At 57.9% G+C, this 19,006-nt stretch carries 13 protein-coding genes, 1 other RNA gene and 1 pseudogene; all 15 read right to left on the reverse strand.

What is annotated here, in order from left to right; translation table 11 throughout:
- Positions 1 to 62: 62 nt before the first annotated feature.
- The 15 genes and pseudogenes from JOD50_RS00095 to acnA all read right to left on the reverse strand — a co-directional run bounded on the left by JOD50_RS00095 (position 63) and on the right by acnA (position 18,975).
- Positions 63 to 3,194 carry a SpaA isopeptide-forming pilin-related protein gene (locus tag JOD50_RS00095; protein WP_275587651.1) on the reverse strand — a complete coding sequence of 1,044 codons (3,132 nt, stop codon included), beginning with the start codon at positions 3,192 to 3,194 and terminating at the stop codon, positions 63 to 65.
- Complete coding sequence (locus tag JOD50_RS00100) at positions 3,191 to 3,976, reverse strand: isopeptide-forming domain-containing protein (RefSeq protein WP_204879947.1); 786 nt, start codon at positions 3,974 to 3,976, stop codon at positions 3,191 to 3,193. Before JOD50_RS00100 ends, JOD50_RS00095 begins: the two co-directional genes overlap by 4 nt.
- Positions 3,963 to 4,925 (reverse strand): class C sortase, encoded by a 963-nt coding sequence (locus tag JOD50_RS00105; RefSeq protein ID WP_338051951.1) that lies wholly within the window; start codon positions 4,923 to 4,925, stop codon positions 3,963 to 3,965. Before JOD50_RS00105 ends, JOD50_RS00100 begins: the two co-directional genes overlap by 14 nt.
- A 112-nt stretch (positions 4,926 to 5,037) precedes the next feature.
- A complete protein-coding gene (locus JOD50_RS00110) occupies positions 5,038 to 6,507 on the reverse strand; it encodes a SpaH/EbpB family LPXTG-anchored major pilin (RefSeq protein ID WP_204879948.1) in 1,470 nt (489 codons plus the stop codon).
- 58 nt (positions 6,508 to 6,565) lie between these two features.
- The gene (locus JOD50_RS00115; protein ID WP_204879949.1) at positions 6,566 to 6,757 is read right to left on the reverse strand and encodes a hypothetical protein; all 192 of its coding nucleotides are present in this window, start codon (positions 6,755 to 6,757) and stop codon (positions 6,566 to 6,568) included.
- Between the two features lie 407 nt (positions 6,758 to 7,164).
- A pseudogene (gene nrdF, locus JOD50_RS00120) lies at positions 7,165 to 8,059 on the reverse strand (class 1b ribonucleoside-diphosphate reductase subunit beta).
- A 270-nt stretch (positions 8,060 to 8,329) separates the two neighbouring features.
- Positions 8,330 to 8,716: a transfer-messenger RNA gene (gene ssrA, locus JOD50_RS00125) on the reverse strand.
- Positions 8,717 to 8,832: 116 nt separating this feature from the next.
- Entirely contained in the window at positions 8,833 to 9,330 is a 498-nt protein-coding gene (gene smpB, locus JOD50_RS00130; protein ID WP_204879950.1) for an SsrA-binding protein SmpB, read from the reverse strand.
- A gap of 92 nt (positions 9,331 to 9,422) precedes the next feature.
- On the reverse strand, positions 9,423 to 10,919 hold the full coding sequence (locus JOD50_RS10555; protein WP_204879951.1) for a peptidoglycan DD-metalloendopeptidase family protein: 1,497 nt from the start codon (positions 10,917 to 10,919) through the stop codon (positions 9,423 to 9,425).
- A 116-nt stretch (positions 10,920 to 11,035) separates the two neighbouring features.
- On the reverse strand, positions 11,036 to 11,968 hold the full coding sequence (gene ftsX, locus JOD50_RS00140) for a permease-like cell division protein FtsX (RefSeq protein WP_101629563.1): 933 nt from the start codon (positions 11,966 to 11,968) through the stop codon (positions 11,036 to 11,038).
- Entirely contained in the window at positions 11,965 to 12,726 is a 762-nt protein-coding gene (ftsE, locus tag JOD50_RS00145) for a cell division ATP-binding protein FtsE (RefSeq protein WP_204879952.1), read from the reverse strand. The genes ftsX and ftsE overlap by 4 nt, the downstream gene beginning before the upstream one ends.
- A gap of 134 nt (positions 12,727 to 12,860) precedes the next feature.
- On the reverse strand, positions 12,861 to 13,397 hold the full coding sequence (locus JOD50_RS00150) for a hypothetical protein (RefSeq protein WP_204879953.1): 537 nt from the start codon (positions 13,395 to 13,397) through the stop codon (positions 12,861 to 12,863).
- A 6-nt stretch (positions 13,398 to 13,403) separates the two neighbouring features.
- Complete coding sequence (locus tag JOD50_RS10560; protein ID WP_233430816.1) at positions 13,404 to 13,997, reverse strand: DUF402 domain-containing protein; 594 nt, start codon at positions 13,995 to 13,997, stop codon at positions 13,404 to 13,406.
- Positions 13,994 to 15,991: a 1-deoxy-D-xylulose-5-phosphate synthase gene (gene dxs, locus JOD50_RS00160; RefSeq protein WP_204879954.1), complete on the reverse strand. Its 1,998-nt coding sequence runs from the start codon at positions 15,989 to 15,991 to the stop codon at positions 13,994 to 13,996. The genes JOD50_RS10560 and dxs overlap by 4 nt, the downstream gene beginning before the upstream one ends.
- Positions 15,992 to 16,269: 278 nt before the next feature.
- Positions 16,270 to 18,975: an aconitate hydratase AcnA gene (gene acnA / locus JOD50_RS00165; RefSeq protein WP_204879955.1), complete on the reverse strand. Its 2,706-nt coding sequence runs from the start codon at positions 18,973 to 18,975 to the stop codon at positions 16,270 to 16,272.
- Between the last annotated feature and the right edge of the window lie 31 nt (positions 18,976 to 19,006).

Raw genomic sequence — 19,006 nt, forward strand, 5'->3', positions numbered from 1 at the left:
AATTATTGTCGGCGTACGGTTTGGGATGCCTTGGCGCAGACCGTCAGAATTGCGGCTGCGCGTCAGGCGCGCCTGCGGTACATCAGCAGTGCACCGGCTGCGACGATAGCCAGACCGCCGGCTGCCCACCAGACCACACCGTTGCCGCCGGTCTTGGGGAGCGTTCCGGACGCGGTATCGACAACCGTCAGGATCATCGCCTCGCCCGTGCCGCTTGTTGTGATCAGACCGTTGCTCGTACCAGCCGAAATCGTGTATTTCTCGGTGTTCTGATCCATTGCGATTTCGAACTTGACAGGGTGCGGCAGCAGGTTCAGACCCTTCGGCGCTTTGGTTTCCACGAGGAAGAACGTGCCGGTTGTCTTGACCTCAATCGATTCCTGGCCAGGCTTGATGGTGTACAGCGGTTTTCCAGCGCTGTAGTCAGGCTTGCCGTCCTTAGCCGGGTAGATCTCAAAGGTCGCGCCGCCCAGTCCTGGCATTTCTGTGATCTTGCCGTCCTTATACTGGGCCTTTTTGAAGGTCAGCTTTCCTTTCGCTTCCGGCGTCTTGTAGTTGTCAACCACACACGACACACGTGACAGCTTCTTGTCCTTTTCACTCATGTTCACGGTGAAGCCGAACTCGCCGACGTTCTGGACTGGAATCTGTACGGTGTTGCCTTCACGAGTTTCGTGGCAGACAGCGTTGGCATTGTCGCGTTTGTACAGCGAGTAGCCCGGCTGCTGGCTTTCAACAAGTGTGAGTTTTTGCTCTTCTTCACTTTGGATTCCCCAGCGTGCGGTGCCTCGGTCTTCGTCCCGCGACGAAGTGACTTTGCGCCACTGCGTGACGAGTGAACCATTTCCGGGATCAATGACCTTTTGACCGTTAGCCGACAGGGTGAACTCCCAGCCGGGTTCACCGTCGGACAGAACCTTGCCGTTCTCATCGACGATGCGCTTCTTGACGATTACTTCGCCGTTGCACTTCTTGGTGAGGTCCTGAGCCATCGACTTCATCTGTGCGGCCAGTTTTCCATAGCCTTCGATGCGAACCGTGTCCCCAGTACCCGAGATGTCTTCACCCATTTGCTTGACGTCACGTGTACCGTAGGTCCACCTCGATTGATTGAGAGTGATCGTCTCCTGTCTCCCATTGGGCATACGCTCAAACACTTGCAAGGTCTGGCTGCCTGCCGCGTCGTACGCCATTTTCAGATTCGCCAAGGTGTCAGTGTTGATGTAATTGGCGTGCAAAGCCTTCGGGTGATCACTTCGAATTTTGTAGTAGATGCCTGGGGCTTGTCCCGGATCTGCTGTCCAGGCAATGCGTTTGGCGTCTTTGAGCACAAGATCATTCTTTACAACAGGGCGTTGGCTGGTTCGTCCACCAAGCGTCACGTCAACCATGAGCGGGACAACGCGCGTGCCAGCTTTTTTCAGTTCGTTCGCTGCGGCAATTGCATCGTTGAGTGCACTTGCCTGGACGAACTCTGCACCGATTCCCTTGCTTTTTATCGTGCTCGATGTCGTAGGCATACCGTCGGTAATGAAGTACACGACGTCATAGTTCCCAGCTTTGACCTGTTGCAAACCAGCTTGCCAGTTCGTCCCGCTGTTGCCCGGGTTATAAGCCCAGTTTTCGACGATTTGTTTTGCCTGGTTGACTCCTGCTTCTGTCTGCATGGAAATGTAGGGCGGGTTGTTGCCAACGGTCGATCCTGCGCCATTCGCTGGAGCGCTACTCGCAAAGTTGTAAATACCGAGCTCTGCGGGGGTGCCTGCGAGAGCATCGATGAAGGCTTTTGTCGCTTTTTTCGACTCATCGAAACCGTTCGCATTGTCCGCGTGACTCAACGACGTCGACAGGTCAGCGACAACCGCAATGCGCAGGCCACAGATCATGGGAATCTGAGGGTTCGCTACGCGCCCGTGCACCCAGTCCGCTCCGTCCGGCGGGGAAATGATGGGTGGGTCAGTGGGATCTGCAGACTTTGTGCCGTAAGCGTCCAGCTCAACTTCGAGCTTCTTGTTCTGGGCGAGGTTGTTGGTGAATGTGAACACTGCGTCCTTGGGAAGAAACGCCGAGTCGACCTGTTTGCCGCTCTTCATCGGCACAACGTCCATTGTGATGTAGCCGTTGCCGATTTTGACGTTGCGCTTCTGCAACGTCACACCGTCTTCGATCTTGTCGACCGTCAGCTGGTAGTGCTGCGGATCGAGGAACGTCGCGTCGGTTTTGATGCGTACCGTGATGTAGTTCAGCTGCGCGTCTTCCCCAGCTTTTGCAGTGAAAGCGTTTGGCGTATCTGGATTAACCGGATCACTATTCAGTGTGAACCCGTGTCCAGTGGCTGTGAACTTTCGATTTGTGTCGCCAGGCAGTGGCGGCTGGTCGTCCGAGCAGGTCTTCACTTGACCACTCATGTCGAACGACCATTCAGTTTTTGCTCCAGAAGCAATCTGGTAGCCAGACTGCGCCTTGGCTGTGACCTTGACGGTGGCCTTCTGCCCTTCATAGAAGTGCTGCCCGACAGACGTCTTCTGGTCTGAGATGTAGTAGTCAACACCCTTTGTGTCGGGAATGTTGATGTACCCCTTCTCCACACACTGAGCGGCGGTGGCGGGGTCTACTGCCGTCGGTGCTGCCGGCATCACGGTCGTCGGGGCCGGTGTGGGTCCCGGCTCTGGCTCGGTTGGCGTAGTGGTGCCGCTCAAAGTCCCCTTAGGGGTGATAGCCACCGAACCTTTTACCCTGGGGTAGTTGAACCTCATGTACAGGTCGATCTTGTCACCCTTCTTCAGGGTGGTGTTCAGACCGCTGACTGTCGTGGAATACGGCAGCTTTTGAGTAGCAGCAAACGTCTCTTTCTTCAGGCTCTTGCCATTGACCAGCAGGACGTATTCAGCCAAGAAGTAGTTTCCGGTCACGTTGAAATCGAGACTGTTCATCGTTGCGTCAGCATCTACCGTGAACGTGTAGGTGTTCTGAGTAGCGGTGTTCGTAAAGTCTTGCTTCGCTGGGCTGACGGGAATGGTCTGCGTCTGTGCCTGCGTGGCCTGTGCTTGCGCGGTCTGTGCCTGCGCGGGCGTGGCGCCTGGAATGGCAGCGAGTCCGTTGGCGATGAGCGCTACCAGCACTGCTAACACAGCGAGCAATCGCATGACTATGTACTGTTCTTTCGACAGGCGGAATGGAAGTGTGTGCCTCATTTCTTCCCACCCTCTAACTTTCTTCTGCTGGCAACGATGATGATGAATCCGGCGCCGATGAGAAGGGCGGCGATGATGACGGTGGTGGTGACCTGGGCGCCCGTAGCGGGCATCGACTGGTCATGATCCTGCGGGGTCTTCGGCTTCTCAGGTGTGTCCACTGCAGGCGGCGTTGGCGGAGGTTCATTGCCCGGAGGTGGACCCTGGGGTGAGCGTGATTTGGCTACGATGACGCCTTCAACCGGCGAATCGCCCTCTGGTCGGCTGTGGAATGGGGCTGCTACAAGGAACGAGTTGATCTCACGGTAGCTTTCATTGGGCGCCGACGAGCTTGCCAGGTAGATACCCTTCGGAAGGTGTGCGAACGTTACGGATCCTCCGGCGTTCGTGACCTTACTAAAGGAGCGGTCTTTCGGCCATGCGGCAATATCATCGACCGAGGCGGATTCGACTCGCTTCATATCGGATGAGTTCTCGGCCGAAACGCCTTTCAGCCGTTCAAGTTTGACAGTCACACCGGAAACCTTGCCGGCGGCTGGTGAGTGGTCATCTTCGGGGTTGCCGGGGCTGATGATGATGGTGACGATGTCACTGCCCGGGGTATTCTTCCCGCTGTCCGAACTCCCCTGCCCAACAATTTTGGCGGCATGTGCGGGGCTGAAACCCGCAAATCCAAGAGCACAGAGCACGGCACATACGGCCAGCAACACCGCTGCTGTTCTGCCCCATGACACTGCGTGTCGTTTCATAGTCATCTGTTCACCAAAATCAGTTGTTGTCATCCGGCTGCTTCTCTGTGCCGGGAGACAGTCCGTTGCTTTTGTTGTTCGCGCAGGCTACTGAGCTGCTGAGCTTGCGCTGTCGTCGCGCCCACCAGCCGAAACCAATGCCGATAGCCAGTACGGCTGCCACGAGCGCGTACATCCACCACTGCCATCCGCCGCTGTGGTTCTGATCGAACACGCCTTCATCCGCTGGCTCCAGAGGAACCTGATGTCCGCGCACCAGGAGTCGGTGCGTGTTCACCCCGTACGGCGTGCACGTGATCAGCGTGACGTAGTCGCCGCTTTCGACTGGTCTCAGATCTTCGGTTTGGTCCGGAAGAACCACCTTGATCTGATCGATTTCGTACTTGAGTTTGTGGCCTGAAACCTGCACGTAGAAGGCGTCGCCCTCTTCGGCTTTGCTGAGGTTGTCGAACATGGTGGAGTTCGACAGTCCCGTGTGCCCGGTGATGACCGAATGGGTTCCGCTGCCGCCAACGGGAAGATCAGATCCGTACAGGTGGCCCAGTCCCCTCTGCAGAACATCGTCTGATGTTCCGTGGTAGATGGGCAGATCCACACCGATCTCAGGGAAGATGAGCCGGGCCATGGCGTCGTTTCCGCTCAGCTGGTCCAAATACTCCGCATATTCGGGGTTATCGGAGTGGATGTTGTTGAGCCACGGGTCAAGAATTGGGCCGGAAGTACGCTGTTCGTTGTATTCGTGCGCTTTGTCCCACCGCGTGTTCTTGACTTCCAGAGGAGTGTCTTTATCCAGCTGTGCATATTCTTTGGCAGCTTTTGACGCTCCGTGGTTGTTCCATGCGGTGGAGACAACCGGGTACATCATCACGAGCAAACCGAGGATCACCACGATGGCAGGCAGCAGCAGGCTGTTTTTCTTCGCTTTGCCGGGCTGGCCGTTCGTGACGGTTCGCTTCAAAGTTGATGTGGGATTGTTCTCCACCGCTTGGCTCCCAGGTCTCTATCACTGAGTGGGTTTATGTGGGGCAGTGTGCAGTATCTGCTCACTGCCCCACCATCCAGAGCCCAATGGGCTCATGGTTTTCCCAGGGGTCTTACTCGGCCTGAGACTGCTTAGCGTTGCGGCGAGCGAACCAGACGCCGGAACCTGCAATCAAGGCACCAAGGGCGCCGAGAACGCCAACACCCGCACCACCGGTCATCGGCAGGTTCGGGGTGTCCTGCTTGATGTTCTCGATCTCGGACACGAGGGTGACCTCGTCATCGCCTTCGAACTCACCAGTCTTCGCAATGTTTTCACGGGTGAAGTCGATTTCGGTGACGTTCTTTTCCGGCAGGACGTAGCCAGCCGGGGCCTTGGTTTCCTTCAGGCAGAACTTCTTGGTTGCAGGGGCTTCCTTGTTGTCCTCGAAGTCCGTAACGTGCAGGCCGTCAATGCTGATGGTGCCGTCAGCCCCGGTGGTCCACTTGGAAACGTTCTTCACCGTCACCTGCGCCCCGAGGTTTTCAGCCGAGGTGCACTGGTAGAGCTCAAATTCAGCACCTTCGAGGACCTTGCCGGTTTCCTTGCCGTCCTTCTTCACGACCTTGAGCTTGCCGTGGTAGGTGACGACTTCGTTGGTCTTGTTCTTGACCTCGTTGCCGGTATTCGGGTTGTTGAAAATGACCTCGGCCTGGTTCTTCAGTTCGGTGGTGTCGCCGACTTCCTTGCGCTTGACGTCGAAGGTCAGCAAAAGCTTGTCGCCGGACTTGACCTTCGCCAGGCCCTGTTCCGTCAGCGTGACGACGAGCTTGTTGCCGTTTTCAGCGGGTTTGTTGACGGTGTAGTCACCGGCCTGAAGAACGGTGTTACCGGCCTTGACCTCGGTGACTTTCTGGAAGTCGAGGCGCTGGTCCAGCTGGTCCTCGAAGCGGAAGGCGGTCAGCTGTTTGCCCTCGCCCCAGGTGGGAGCATCAGCGTTGATGGTGTAGGTGTAGGCGTCCTGGATGTGCTTGTCAGCATCCTTGACGGTCTTTTCCGTCTTGGTTTCGGTGTTCTTGGGGTATGCGATGACGTCGTAGTTCCACGCATCCGAAGCTTCGTTCACCATAGGGACCGAAACGATGAACGGAGCACCTGCGACGATGCCGTCCGGAGTATTGGTTTCTTCAACCAGGTAGATGCCCAGCGGCAGATCCGAGAACTTAGCTACGCCTTCGCCCGCGGTCGTCTGTTCGAAGGTCGTGCCGGTCTTGTCAGCGTCCTTCACATCTGCAGCAGTCTTGGGGAATGTCTTCCAATCTCCGTTCTGCAGATCAAAGTTCAGCTTGGTGATTTTGAAGGTCACACCGTTCAATGGCTCGCCCGGCACATTCTGCATTTCCTTACCGGTGGCCGCTTCGCTTGACTCGGCGCCTTTCTTCTTGAAAAGAGTCAGCGAGCCCTTCTTGGAGAAGTCGATGTTTCCCTTAGCAGGAGCGGTAACAGCAGGTGCAGCGAGGACTGCCGGAGCCGAAACACCGACCGAAAGGCCGAGCATAGCTGCAACCGAGGCCGCGCGTACGGCCTTTGAAAACGAAGTCATGGAGTCAATTCCTTTGCATCAGTGATGAAGGCCGGAGCCTCAGCATTATTCGCGCGATTCACATAGATGCCGCCGATGGGGCCTGCGTCCAGAACTGCCGCGTACGCCCGTTGGGGTGCATGCAGAACGTTCCAGCCTGTCGCCTCGCGATACCTTCCCACCGCACCTGGCCCTTGCTGATCTGCATGGCGCTGATCGGGGCAGGACGAACATGCTGTGGGGATTCTGTGAAACCGCTCAGAATCAACATACCAAAATCTAGACGCTGAATACGCTGTCAATATTTGCAGTAGTAGTTTTATTTGCTCTGCACGCCTTTCGTGTTTGCCCTGCACTTCTATCTCGAAAGCGATACTCCCCAGTAACTTCGCGGGTTCGGGCCTGCAATGCAGTCCCCCCCCAGGTGAACTGCATCGTATGACGAATGTCATATTCTCCGTCTCGTATTTCGGAAGAACCCCTGCCCCTGGTGAGCAAAGCTTCAACGCCACGCTGACACGTCAAAATGCCGGCTGAACGGAACGCCTCATGCCCAAGAAACCCGATTTCCGTCTTTGGAAAGCAGCCTGCCACTTTTGCTAGCCAATGCAGAACGGCAGCGAATGAGGCTTAGAAGTCTCATTCGTCGTCTTCGGTGGATTCGGTCTCGCCGATGACCTAACTGGAGCCGCTGACCGAGAAGAAGTCATGATTTTCGTCCGCGTTCGGGTTGCGTGAAGACAGAATAGCCGGGTTCACATCCGTGACTTCTGCCGGGAACATTGCTTCATAGCCCAGGTTCATGAACGCCCTGTTCGCGCTGTAGTTGAGGAACTTCTTGACGTCTTCGGCCAGGCCCCCGGACATAGATCAGATGGGTGTAGGCGACTTCGTTTTCCTATAGGTCGAACAGAACTTCATAGGTGAAGTCTTTGAGCTGCTGACGGCGCTATACCCATTTGTTTTGAGGTTCTGCTGATACCTGTACCCGATGTAGTAGCCGTGTATGGCCTCGTCAGAAATGATGAGGCGAATGAGGTCGGCTGTTTGTCATCTTGGCGCGTGACGACCAGTACAGTGACAGGTAGAAGCCCGAGTAGAACATCAACGATTCCAGCAGAGTGGGCGTGATCTTGCGCTTCTGCGGATCGTCCCGTGGTAAAGGTCGGTGACAACCTTAGCTTTCTTGTTCAGAGTGGACTGTTCTTCTGCCCGGCGGAACACTTCGTCGATCTGACGGGTGTTCGACAGGTGCGAGAAGATCGACGAATACGACTTCGCAAGCACCTACTCCCTGAAGCAGATGTTGGTGTGCACGGCTTCTTCGTGCGGAGTCAACGCGTCCGACAGCAGCGAAACCGCGCCAATGGTGCCCTGAATGGTGTCCAGCAGGGATCAGTCCCGCAAACACCTGCATGGTCACCCACTTTTCGTCGTCGCTGAGCGTAGCCCACGACTGGATGTCGTTGCACAGCGGAACCTTTTCCGGCAACCAGAAGTTCAATGTGAGTCGATCCCACGCCTCAAGGTCGATGTCGTCCTCAATGCGGAGCAACTCAGCCTTACGGGTCACGGGTTCCCAGTCTTCATCGGCTACTGTTACGCCGTAATCGTCGTAATGATCATCTACTAACCAGGAGATTTCAATCCCACTCGAAGTGATTGCCTGGCTAGTCGTGTAGCCCTACAACCCTTCTAACAACACCCTCCCTTGCCCCAGCCCAGTTGCCACCCGCACCCGAGAAACACTGAACCCCTCGAATCCCACGAAATACCAAGTAAAACGCGGAACCCAAGGGGTTCAGATCGCACTCAAATCTATCTATCAAAACCCGAGTACACATAGTGGAGGCGGCGAGAATCGAACTCGCGTCCGATGTGGTGTTGCCAGGACTTCTCCGGGCGCAGCACTGATTCAGGGCTTCTCAGTCCCAGAGACCATCACCAGTGCAAGTGGCCTGTGGTTACCCTGTGGACTCAGCCGCTAAAAATGTCGCGGACACGCTCACGGCAAGCGTGCCCACCAGTGGCTATCTAGCTGACGTCAGACAACCGGAGCGATAGCAACCCCGGGCTGACGGACTCGGTCACTGCAATTAGGCAGCGAGAGCGAAGTCAGTGCGCTTAGATTCGGCACTTATTAGTTTGCAGAGAACGTTAACGAGATGACTCTACATGCTCGACCCGCTTCCCCTGTCGCGACTCACATCGTCGAAACCAAGTCGCCCTCGTATTCAGTTATCCCACCCACACAACCAGCGGAACCCGCAAGCATGAATTACTCACGCGCCAGTTGCCTCGGTGGGCTGAACAATGCACTCACCGCAATGAGTGCAGATAACCATGCTACACCACGCCCGCACGGCGGTTCCGTGCACGCAATGCACGCAACGCCTCACGGTTGTCCTGCTTCTCCTTTAAGGCGTGGCGCTTATCCCACTCCTTCTTACCGCGAGCCAACGCGATCTCAAGCTTGGCGCGACCCTCCTTGAAATACAGGCTCAACGGCACGATCGTGAACCCAGCCTCATCGACGCGGCGCTCAAGCTTCACAAGCTCCTTACGGTGCAACAAAAGCTTGCGGCGGCGACGTGCGGCGTGGTTGGTCCACGAACCGTTCAGGTACTCCGGGATGTAGAGCATCTCTGCCCACAACTCACCCCGGTAAAAGGTGCAGAAACCCTCCGCGAGAGACGCTTTCCCCTCGCGCAAAGACTTAACCTCAGTACCCGTCAAAACCATCCCGGCTTCATAGGTATCCAGGATCTCGTAATCATGCCGCGCCTTACGGTTGGTCGCGACCACGTGATTACGTTGATCTTTAGTCTTCTTCTTATTGGCCATGATTGATCAAGCTTAGCGAATGACGAACGCCACCGCTTCCACGGTGGCGTTCCCCATCTATCTTTCGGTGCGCATCCTGCGCTGGCTAACAACTACCAGAGCAGACCCGCAGGGTTGCGGTGCTTACCGTTGACGACCGTTTCAAAGTGCAAGTGGCAGCCCGTCGAGTTGCCCGTGGTGCCGACGTACCCAATGACCTGGCCGCGCTTGACCTTCTGGCCCACACGTACCGCCGTGCGGGTCATGTGGTGATAGTTCGTCGTCAACGCATGCCCGTTGACGAAGTTGTGGTCAATAGATACGACGATGCCGCTCATGCCCTTCCAGCCGGCATGCATCACACGGCCGTCAGCCGCAGCGATAATAGGGGCGCCACAGCGGGAACCCCAGTCGATACCAGCGTGGACATAGCCGCCCATGCCCCCGTAGTCAATCGTGCCCGCAGGCGTTGGACGCCAGCCGTAACCCGAGGTGATGGGACCAGACGTCGCCGGAACAACAAGGCCCCACGTTCCCTTCGAAACCGTCTTCGACCGCTTCGTGTTGTTCGTTGCGGTCGTAGCCTTCTTCTGCGCTGCCTGGGCCTTAGCGCGCAACGCCGCGGCATTCTTAGCGCGACGACGCTCGGCAGCTTCAGCCTCACGCTGAGCCTTAGCTGCTGCCTCACGCGCCTTCCGAGCGCGCTCCTCAGCCTCACGCTTCAAGCGCTCCTGGCGTTCCTTGATCTCCTGATTGACCTTCGCCTGCTCAGCCTTCTGCTCTTCGAGCTGCTGACGCGCCTTAGACTTCGCGTCCTCAAGCTCAGCCTGTGCCTTCTCGGTCTCATCCAGCAACTGATCCAGATCAGCCTTCGCCGCATCGGCGGCCTCGCGAGCCTGAGTCTGACGCGCCAACGCAGCATCAGCCTGCTGCTTCAAACCGCTGATTTCGTCCTCAACAGCACTCAAACGAGCCGTCGCGTTACGCTGCTCCGCACCACGACCCAACAACTGGTTCAGCTCACGGTTCTGCGCACGCGCCAATCGGGAGGAAACTTCAACCGAGCTGGCCCACGAATTCAAATCAGAGCCGCGCATCAATAACGCAAGATCCGAACCCTCGAAACCACCAGACTGGTACGCACGCGCAGCAAGCTGACCCGTGAGCTTACGCTGCTCAGCCGTCAAAGCCTTTGTCTCGTCCTGCGCCTGAACCATCTCTGCGCGCGACTGCTCCGCAGCAACCAAACGCCCCTGAAGCTGTTCAGCCTCCGAACGAGCAGCCGACTCAGCAGCCTCCGCCTCCCGTACAGCAGCCTCTGCCGCTGGAAGCTTGTCCTGGAACTTACGAAGCTTCGCTCCGTTCTTCTCCAGCATCGCGTTCACACTCTCGAGGTCCTTCTCGGTGCCTGCGATCTGCTTCTCGATGCGGTCCTTGCGGTCATCAAGCTTGTCAGCGTTGGCCGGGAAAATACCCAGAGTCAACGTCAAACCAGCGACTACACCCGCAGATACAACTGCCGCAAGCTTTCCACGCACACCACCACGCTGCGCACCAGCATTCGCGGCCACGTCACCGCGACCAGAGAACGAAGTAGCTTCATGTACCACGAGGGCTAACGTCCTTCCATAAAACGCCCCAAGAAGGAGAAGACATTGACGCAAACGACATCAACACAAACACAGCGTTATCTGCACAAACACAGTGTTATCTGTTCGTGACCTTACTAAACCTTTAAGTACCGGCGCAAGGTTATGAGCGAGCTGAGACCCGCCAGAACAACACCCAACAGGACCAAGAGTGGACCCAGCCACAGCATGACCGACGCATCAATAAACGCGATCGTAGGGTTAGCCACAGCCAAACGGTCCTGAATCACAAACTGAACGACCGCCCACAACACACCTGAGGCCAGCAGACCACCGAACGCGGCCGCGATCATGCCCTCAAGCACGAACGGCAACTGAATCAGTGTCTTCGAAGCACCCACGAGGCGCATAATGCCCGTCTCGCGGCGCCGTGTAAACGCCGAAAGTCGAATCGTCGTGGCGATCAACAGCACCGCAGTCACGATCATCACGATCGCAATCACAATAGCCACGATCGACGCGCCATTCATCAAAGAGAAAACGCGCTCCAAAATCTGCCGCTGATCCGCAACCGAATCCACGCCAGGCACCGTCGAGAACCGCTCGTTGATGACCTCATACTTTTCAGGGTCAGTCAGCTTGATCCGGTACGAGCTCGGAAGCTGATCCGCAGTAACGTTCTCAGCCAGCGCCGTACCGTCGTACTGCTCCTTGAAGTGCTTCAGAGCCTCTTCCTGAGACTCGAAATAAAACTCATCAACGTACGGCTTCATATCAGGCGACGTCAACGCCGCCTCAATGCTCTCCCGTTGAGCATCCGTGACCGACGCGACATTGCCATCGCCATCCACCGCACAGTTACGGGAATCCGACGACGAGTTACACAGGTAAACAGCGACCTGAACCTTGTCGTACCAGTAACCCTTCATCTTCGAAACCTGGGACTGCAACAAAACCGCAGAACCCACGAAGGTCAAAGACACGAGGGTCACCAAGACGACCGAGACGATCATCGTCACATTACGACGAAGACCAGAGAAAATCTCACCGAGAACGAAAGACAACCTCACAGCTCGTCCTCCTCAGAATCAAACGGCGCGAACGCCTGCGAAGCCTGCGCAGAGATCTTCGGCGCATCATCGCCCTTAGCGTGGTAGACACCACCGTGCTCGTCACGGATCACTTCGCCGTTCGACAGCTCGATCACACGGCGACGCATCTGGTTCACGATCTCATCGTCGTGAGTAGCCATCACAATGGTTGTGCCGTTCTGGTTAATCTTGTCCAAAATATCCACGATGCCGCGGCTGGTTTCCGGATCGAGGTTACCCGTCGGCTCATCAGCCAAAAGGATCGCCGGACGATTCACAACCGCTCGCGCAATCGCAACGCGCTGCTGCTCACCACCAGAAAGCTCATGCGGCAAACGGTTCGCTTTACCCTCGAGGCCCACCATCTTCAGAACCTCAGGCACCGTCTGGCGGATCATGCCGCGCGAACGGCCAATCACCTGCATCGCGAACGCGACATTCTGGAACACCGTCTTATTCGGCAACAGACGGAAGTCCTGAAACACCACACCAATATTGCGGCGCAACTTAGGGACCTTCCACTGCGGAAGACGATCAACATTGACACCGGCGACGTGAACAGAACCGCGAGTAGCGCGCTCTTCACGCATCACCAAACGAATAAACGTGGATTTACCGGAACCCGAAGCACCCACCAAAAACGCGAAATCACCGCGGTCGATCTCCAGATCGACATCACGCAACGCAGGATTGTCAGGTGCGTCGTAGACCTTAGTCACATGGTCAAAACGAATCATTAAAGGCTCGCAACCGGAACCAGCCGCCGGCGCGCGGCCCTAGTGGTCCGGCGATAGGTCGGGGAAGCTCACGCCGAGCTTCAATCATAGATCGAAACCGTAACCATTCCGTGACCCTGTCGCGCGTGTTGACGCTACAACTTGACCGGGCGCTGCTTGTCTGGTTCAGCGACACTCGCCTGCCGCATCGACATCTTGCTGAAATCCTGACGCGCATTCTCACGCACACACGTCGAAATAGCCTTCGCCGCAAGCTTCGGGGCAGTCGTCATGACACGAACCACCTGCTCACGTTCCTCATACACAGGCTCTTCAACCGTGCCCAAACCACGCCATGCAAGATGGCCACGCAACGCATCGGCAACCTGCTCGCCACGCGTCTTCTCACGTGCACCCGGTTCGGCGGCCTTCAGCGGAAAGCACACCAGAACATAGAACTGCTCATTCTCCGGAACCTCCCGGTAGCCGTCCTCCGCACACTGCTGTTCAAATGCGGCGAGCAGCCGCTCCCCTTCCTCAGGCTCCACATTGTCCTGAACGATCGGGGTATCCGACTGAAAACCAACCTTGCCAGCGTTCACTACAAACTGGCCGGTCGCTTCGTCCCACCACGCCTCACGGAACGTCTGCGGGCCAGACTCCGGAATGTTGTAAGCACGAATAATAGGCATGACTCTCTACTTTCCTTCAGCCTCGACCATGGCCCGCCCTTGCGCGAACCGTTCCTCAACACGCCCATCGAACGGAGCCAGCTTCTGCCCCACCCGCTCAAGAAGTTCAGAAGCCTCACGCGACATCGCCGCGATCAACTCTTGCGGATATCCCATGCTCACCTGATGCTCGGCGAACTCATCTTCATCATCAAGATACACGCCAGTCGTGGAGCGGTCGATGACATCCAAATCCATATCAATGGAGTTCATCTCCCAGCCGCCGTCGCCAAGGCGACGCCACCCGATGCCGGTGGAAACATCGATATACAGCTTCAAACCACGTCGATGCCCGCCCGGGTAAAACGTCGCGACCCACTCGCCCACGCGCGGAACCAAAACTACCGCGTCCTCGCGCGCGAAAAACGCGACCCCTGGACGCGACACGAAGATCCCTTGAGGCTGGTAAACCCACACCCCATCGGCATCCTGGCCCACGCACAGTCCGTACGTGACCCAGTGCGGGGAACCATCGAACTTCCACGCCCGCGTCACGATCGGCTCGCCGACAACCACATCTTCAGGGTTGCGCGCTAGCCCTTCCGGGATCCCAGCCTTCACCCGCGGGCCTCAGTAGCTGCCGCAACGGTGTCTGCAGCATCGGCGCCATCTGTAGCACCGGCCTCGCGGGCACGCGGCACGCGCTCGCCCCGCATCGACTCCAGAACCTGGTTCACAACCGCGTCCACCGTGATTCCAGCATCCGCAAGGATCTCGGCACGGGTGCCATGAGCCAAGAACTCGTCGGGAACACCGACCTCGTTCAGGCCCGTATCGACACCCAGAGCACGCATCTCCTGCCGGTAACGCGAGCCCACGCCACCAGCGCGGATGCCGTCCTCGAGCGTGACCACCAGACGATGCTCAGCCGCCATATCCGAGATGCTACGAGCAAACGGAAGCACCCACCGCGGATCAACCACAGTCGCACCAACCCCATGGAACCGGAGGCGCTGCGCAACCTCAACCGCCATCGGAGCCAAAGCACCGATACCAACCAACAGCACATCGCGCTGGCCGTCCGCAGGCTCGACCAAAACATCGACGCCGTCCTCGGTACGACGCACAGGCGTGAGCTCTTCACCCACCGCGCCCTTAGCGAAACGCACCACGCTCGGCGCATCCTGCACCGCAACCGCTTCACGCAACTGCTCACGCAGACTCGACGCATCCCGCGGAGCCGCAAGCCGCAGGCCAGGGATCGACTGAACCAACGCCATATCCCACACGCCGTGGTGGCTCGCCCCATCAGGGCCCGTGACACCCGAACGATCCAGCGTGATCGTCACACCAGCCCTATGCAGTGCGACATCCATCAGCAACTGGTCATACGCCCGGTTCATGAACGTCGAATACAACGCAACCACAGGATGCGCACCACCATACGCAAGCCCCGCGGCACTAGCGATCGCATGCTGCTCCGCGATTCCAACATCGATCACACGGTCAGGGAATTCCTGCTGCATCGCACCCAAGCCAACCGGCTGAAGCATCGCCGCGGTGATCGCCACGATGTCATCACGCTCGCGCGCCAACGCGAGCAGCTCAGAACCAAACACATCCGTGAAGCTCTGCGAATCCGTTTTCTTAACCGGCAGGCCCGTCTCCGGATCAATCACACCCACCGTATGGAACTGGTCCGCCTCATCCTCGCGCGCCGGAGCGTAACCTCGACCCTTCTGCGTCAAAGCGTGCACCAAAACCGGGCCGTTGAATGCCTTCGCAGCCTTGAACGCATCCTCAAGGTCCTGAACCGAGTGCCCGTCAACCGGGCCGATGTACTTCAGACCCAAATCGGCGAACATCGGCTGCGCAGCCCAGTAATCCTTGAAAGACTCCTTGATAGCGTGCAAAGACTTATACGTGCCGCGCTGGAACGCGTTGCCGTGCTTGAGTTTCTCTTTCATGAAGCGCATCGTCTGCACATACTTGCGCGACACACGCACTTGGTCGATCTTCTTACGCACCTGCGATGTCACGCCGTCCATCGTCTTCGCGAGCCCACCCACGGTAGGCGCATACGAGCGGCCGTTGTCGTTGACCACGATGATCGCCTTGCGGTGTTCATCGCCCGCGATGTTGTTGAGGGCTTCCCACGCCATACCGCCGGTTAGCGCGCCGTCACCGATCACACCCACGGTCCAACGGTCATCTTCCCCCGCTAGTACGCGGGCACGGGAGATCCCATCGACCCACGACAATGAGCTCGATGCGTGTGAAGACTCCACGACATCGTGCTCAGATTCTTCACGCGAAGGATAACCAGCCAAGCCACCCTTTTGACGCAACCGATCGAATTCCTGCCGCCCCGTCAGAATCTTGTGAACATAGCTCTGGTGCCCCGTATCAAACACGAGGGTGTCATGCGGCGAATCGAAGACCCGATGCAGCGCCATCGTGAGTTCAACGACGCCGAGGTTAGGGCCCAAATGCCCGCCCGTCTTTGCGACGTGCGTGATGAGGAACTGCCGAATCTGTTCCGCGACATCAATCAGCTCTTCCTGATCCAAAGCCCGCAGATCTTCAGGCGAGGTGATGCTGTTGAGGTGTGGCACCCGGCTCGTCCTCCACTTCTGTTGTCTGATGTAGCCGTCACAGTCGACTCTGCACAGCAGGCGGTGCGGCTGAGTGGCATCCGTACTAGTTTAGCCCGTCGGTAGCGTGAAGGTGACCGGCGTTTGAACGTGACAGTAAAACGGAGGATGGCCCCAACACTCGGTTGAGGCCATCCTCTGTTGTTTGCTGTACCCAGCGCGGCTACCAGCTGTGCCGTAGTGAGCTCACTTGCTTTTAGCTCGCTACAGCACCTGCCGGTTGCGCCGTCTCAGGTGACTTACTTGTTAGCGGCGATGTTGCGCAGAACGTACTGCAGGATACCGCCGTTACGGTAGTAGTCAGCTTCACCTGGGGTATCGATGCGCACCACTGCATCGAAGGTGGTTTCCTTACCGTCTTCGCCGGTAGCGGTAACCTTCACGGTCTTTGGCCTCGAGCCGTTGTTGAGCTCGTTGATGCCCTCAATCTTGAAGGTCTCAGTGCCGGTCAAGCCCAGCGAGTCTGCCGACTCGCCTTCTGGGAACTGGAGCGGCAGAACGCCCATACCGATCAGGTTGGAACGGTGAATGCGCTCGTAGGAGACAGCGATAACTGCCTTGACGCCCAGCAGCGCGGTACCCTTCGCAGCCCAGTCACGGGAAGAACCCGAGCCGTATTCGGCGCCTGCCAGTACAACGAGCGGGGTGCCCTGCTCCTTGTAGTTCATAGCTGCGTCGTAAACGGTGGACTGTGGACCCTCAGCCTGGGTGAAGTCGCGGGTGAAGCCACCCTCGACGTTGTCCAGCAGCTGGTTGCGGAGGCGGATGTTCGCGAAGGTACCGCGAATCATCACCTCGTGGTTACCACGGCGGGAACCGTAGGAGTTGAAGTCCTTACGCTCAACACCGTTCTCGAGCAGGTACTTACCTGCTGGGGTGTCGGACTTGAAGGAGCCTGCTGGGGAGATGTGGTCGGTCGTGACCGAGTCGCCCAGCTTGAGCAGAACGCGAGCGCCGTCGATGTCCTCGACTGGCTCCGGCTTCTCGCCCATGCCTTCGAAGTAAGGAGGCTTACGCACGTAGGTGGAGTCTGCATCCCACTCGAAGGTGTTGCCTTCTGGGGTGTCGAGGGACTTCCAGCGCTCGTCGCCGTCGAAGACGGATGCGTAGTCGCTCTTGAACATGTCAGAGTCGATCGACTCGGAGATGACCTTCTCAACCTCGGTTGGGTTTGGCCAGATGTCCTTGAGGAAGACGTCGTTGCCGTCCTTGTCCTGGCCCAGGGCTTCGTTCTCGAAGTCGAAGTCCATGGTGCCTGCCAGCGCGTAAGCGATCACGAGTGGAGGCGACGCCAGGTAGTTCATCTTCACATCGGGGTTGATGCGGCCTTCGAAGTTACGGTTACCGGAGAGAACCGAAACTGCGGTGAGGTCGTTGTCCTGAACTGCCTTGGAGATCTCTGGCTCGAGTGGGCCGGAGTTACCGATGCAGGTCGTGCAGCCGTAGCCGACCACGAAGAAGCCGAGCTTCTCGAGGTATGGGATGAGGCCGGACTTCTCGTAGTAGTTGGTGACAACCTTGGAACCCGGAGCCACGGAGGTCTTGACCCACGGCTTGGAGGTCAGGCCCTTTTCAACCGCGTTGCGTGCCAGCAGTGCTGCCGCGAGCATCACGGATGGGTTGGAGGTGTTGGTGCAGGACGTGATCGATGCGATCGAAACGAAGCCGTGGTCGAGGGTGAACTCGCGGCCGTCGTCCATCTTGACGTCGACTGCAGCGGATGGGCGGCCCTTGCCTGCCTGGTCGCGGCCGTCGGAGTAGTTCTCGATGTCCTTGCGGAACTGGTCCTTGGCGCTCGTGAGTTCGATGCGGTCCTGTGGACGCTTCGGGCCAGCGATGGATGGGACAACGGTCGAGAGGTCGAGCTCGAGGTACTCGGAGTACTCGGCTTCGTTCTCTGGGTCGTGCCACAGGCCCTGTTCCTTGGCGTATGCCTCAACCAGGTCGATGTTCTCCTGTGGGCGGCCGGTCAGGCGCAGGTAGTCGAGGGTGACCTCGTCGATCGGGAACATTGCCGCAGTCGAACCGAACTCTGGCGACATGTTACCGATGGTTGCGCGGTTCGCGAGTGGAACAGCGGATACGCCCTTGCCGTAGAACTCAACGAACTTACCGACAACGCCGTGCTGACGCAGCATCTCGGTGATGGTCAACACGACGTCGGTTGCGGTTGCGCCAGCTGGGATCTCGCCCGAGAGCTTGAAGCCAACAACGCGTGGGATGAGCATCGACACTGGCTGGCCGAGCATCGCTGCCTCAGCCTCGATACCGCCAACGCCCCAACCGAGAACACCGAGGCCGTTGACCATGGTGGTGTGGGAGTCGGTACCGACACAGGTGTCTGGGTATGCGCGCAGAACGCCGTCGACCTCGCGGGTCATGACGGTGCGTGCCAAGTATTCGATGTTGACCTGGTGGACAATACCGGTGCCTGGAGGAACGACCTTGAAGTCGTCGAATGCGGTCTGGCCCCAGCGGAGGAACTGGTAGCGCTCGCCGTTGCGCTCGTACTCGATCTCCATGTTGCGCTCGAGCGCGGCTTCGGTACCGAACTTGTCGATCTGAACCGAGTGGTCGATGACCAGCTCAGCTGGCGCGAGAGGGTTGACTCGCTTGGCGTCGCCACCCAGGTCCTGGATGGCTTCACGCATGGTTGCCAGGTCGACGATGCAAGGGACACCGGTGAAGTCCTGCATGATGACGCGGGCTGGGGTGAACTGGATCTCGGTGTTTGGCTGTGCCTTTGGATCCCAGTTGCCAAGGGCCTCGATGTGCTCCTTGGTGATGTTGGCGCCGTCTTCGGTGCGCAGCAGGTTCTCGAGCAGCACCTTGAGGCTAAATGGAAGACGCTCGGAGCCCTTTACGGCGTCCAGGCGAAAAATTTCATATTCGGTGCCCTTGACGTTGAGTACGTCCTTAGCGCCGAAGCTGTCCACGGTTGTCATGGATCTCCTCTCGCAAGTGATCTGTCCTGAG

This window comes from Pseudoglutamicibacter cumminsii (assembly GCF_016907775.1).
Taxonomy (GTDB): Bacteria; Actinomycetota; Actinomycetes; order Actinomycetales; family Micrococcaceae; genus Pseudoglutamicibacter; species Pseudoglutamicibacter cumminsii.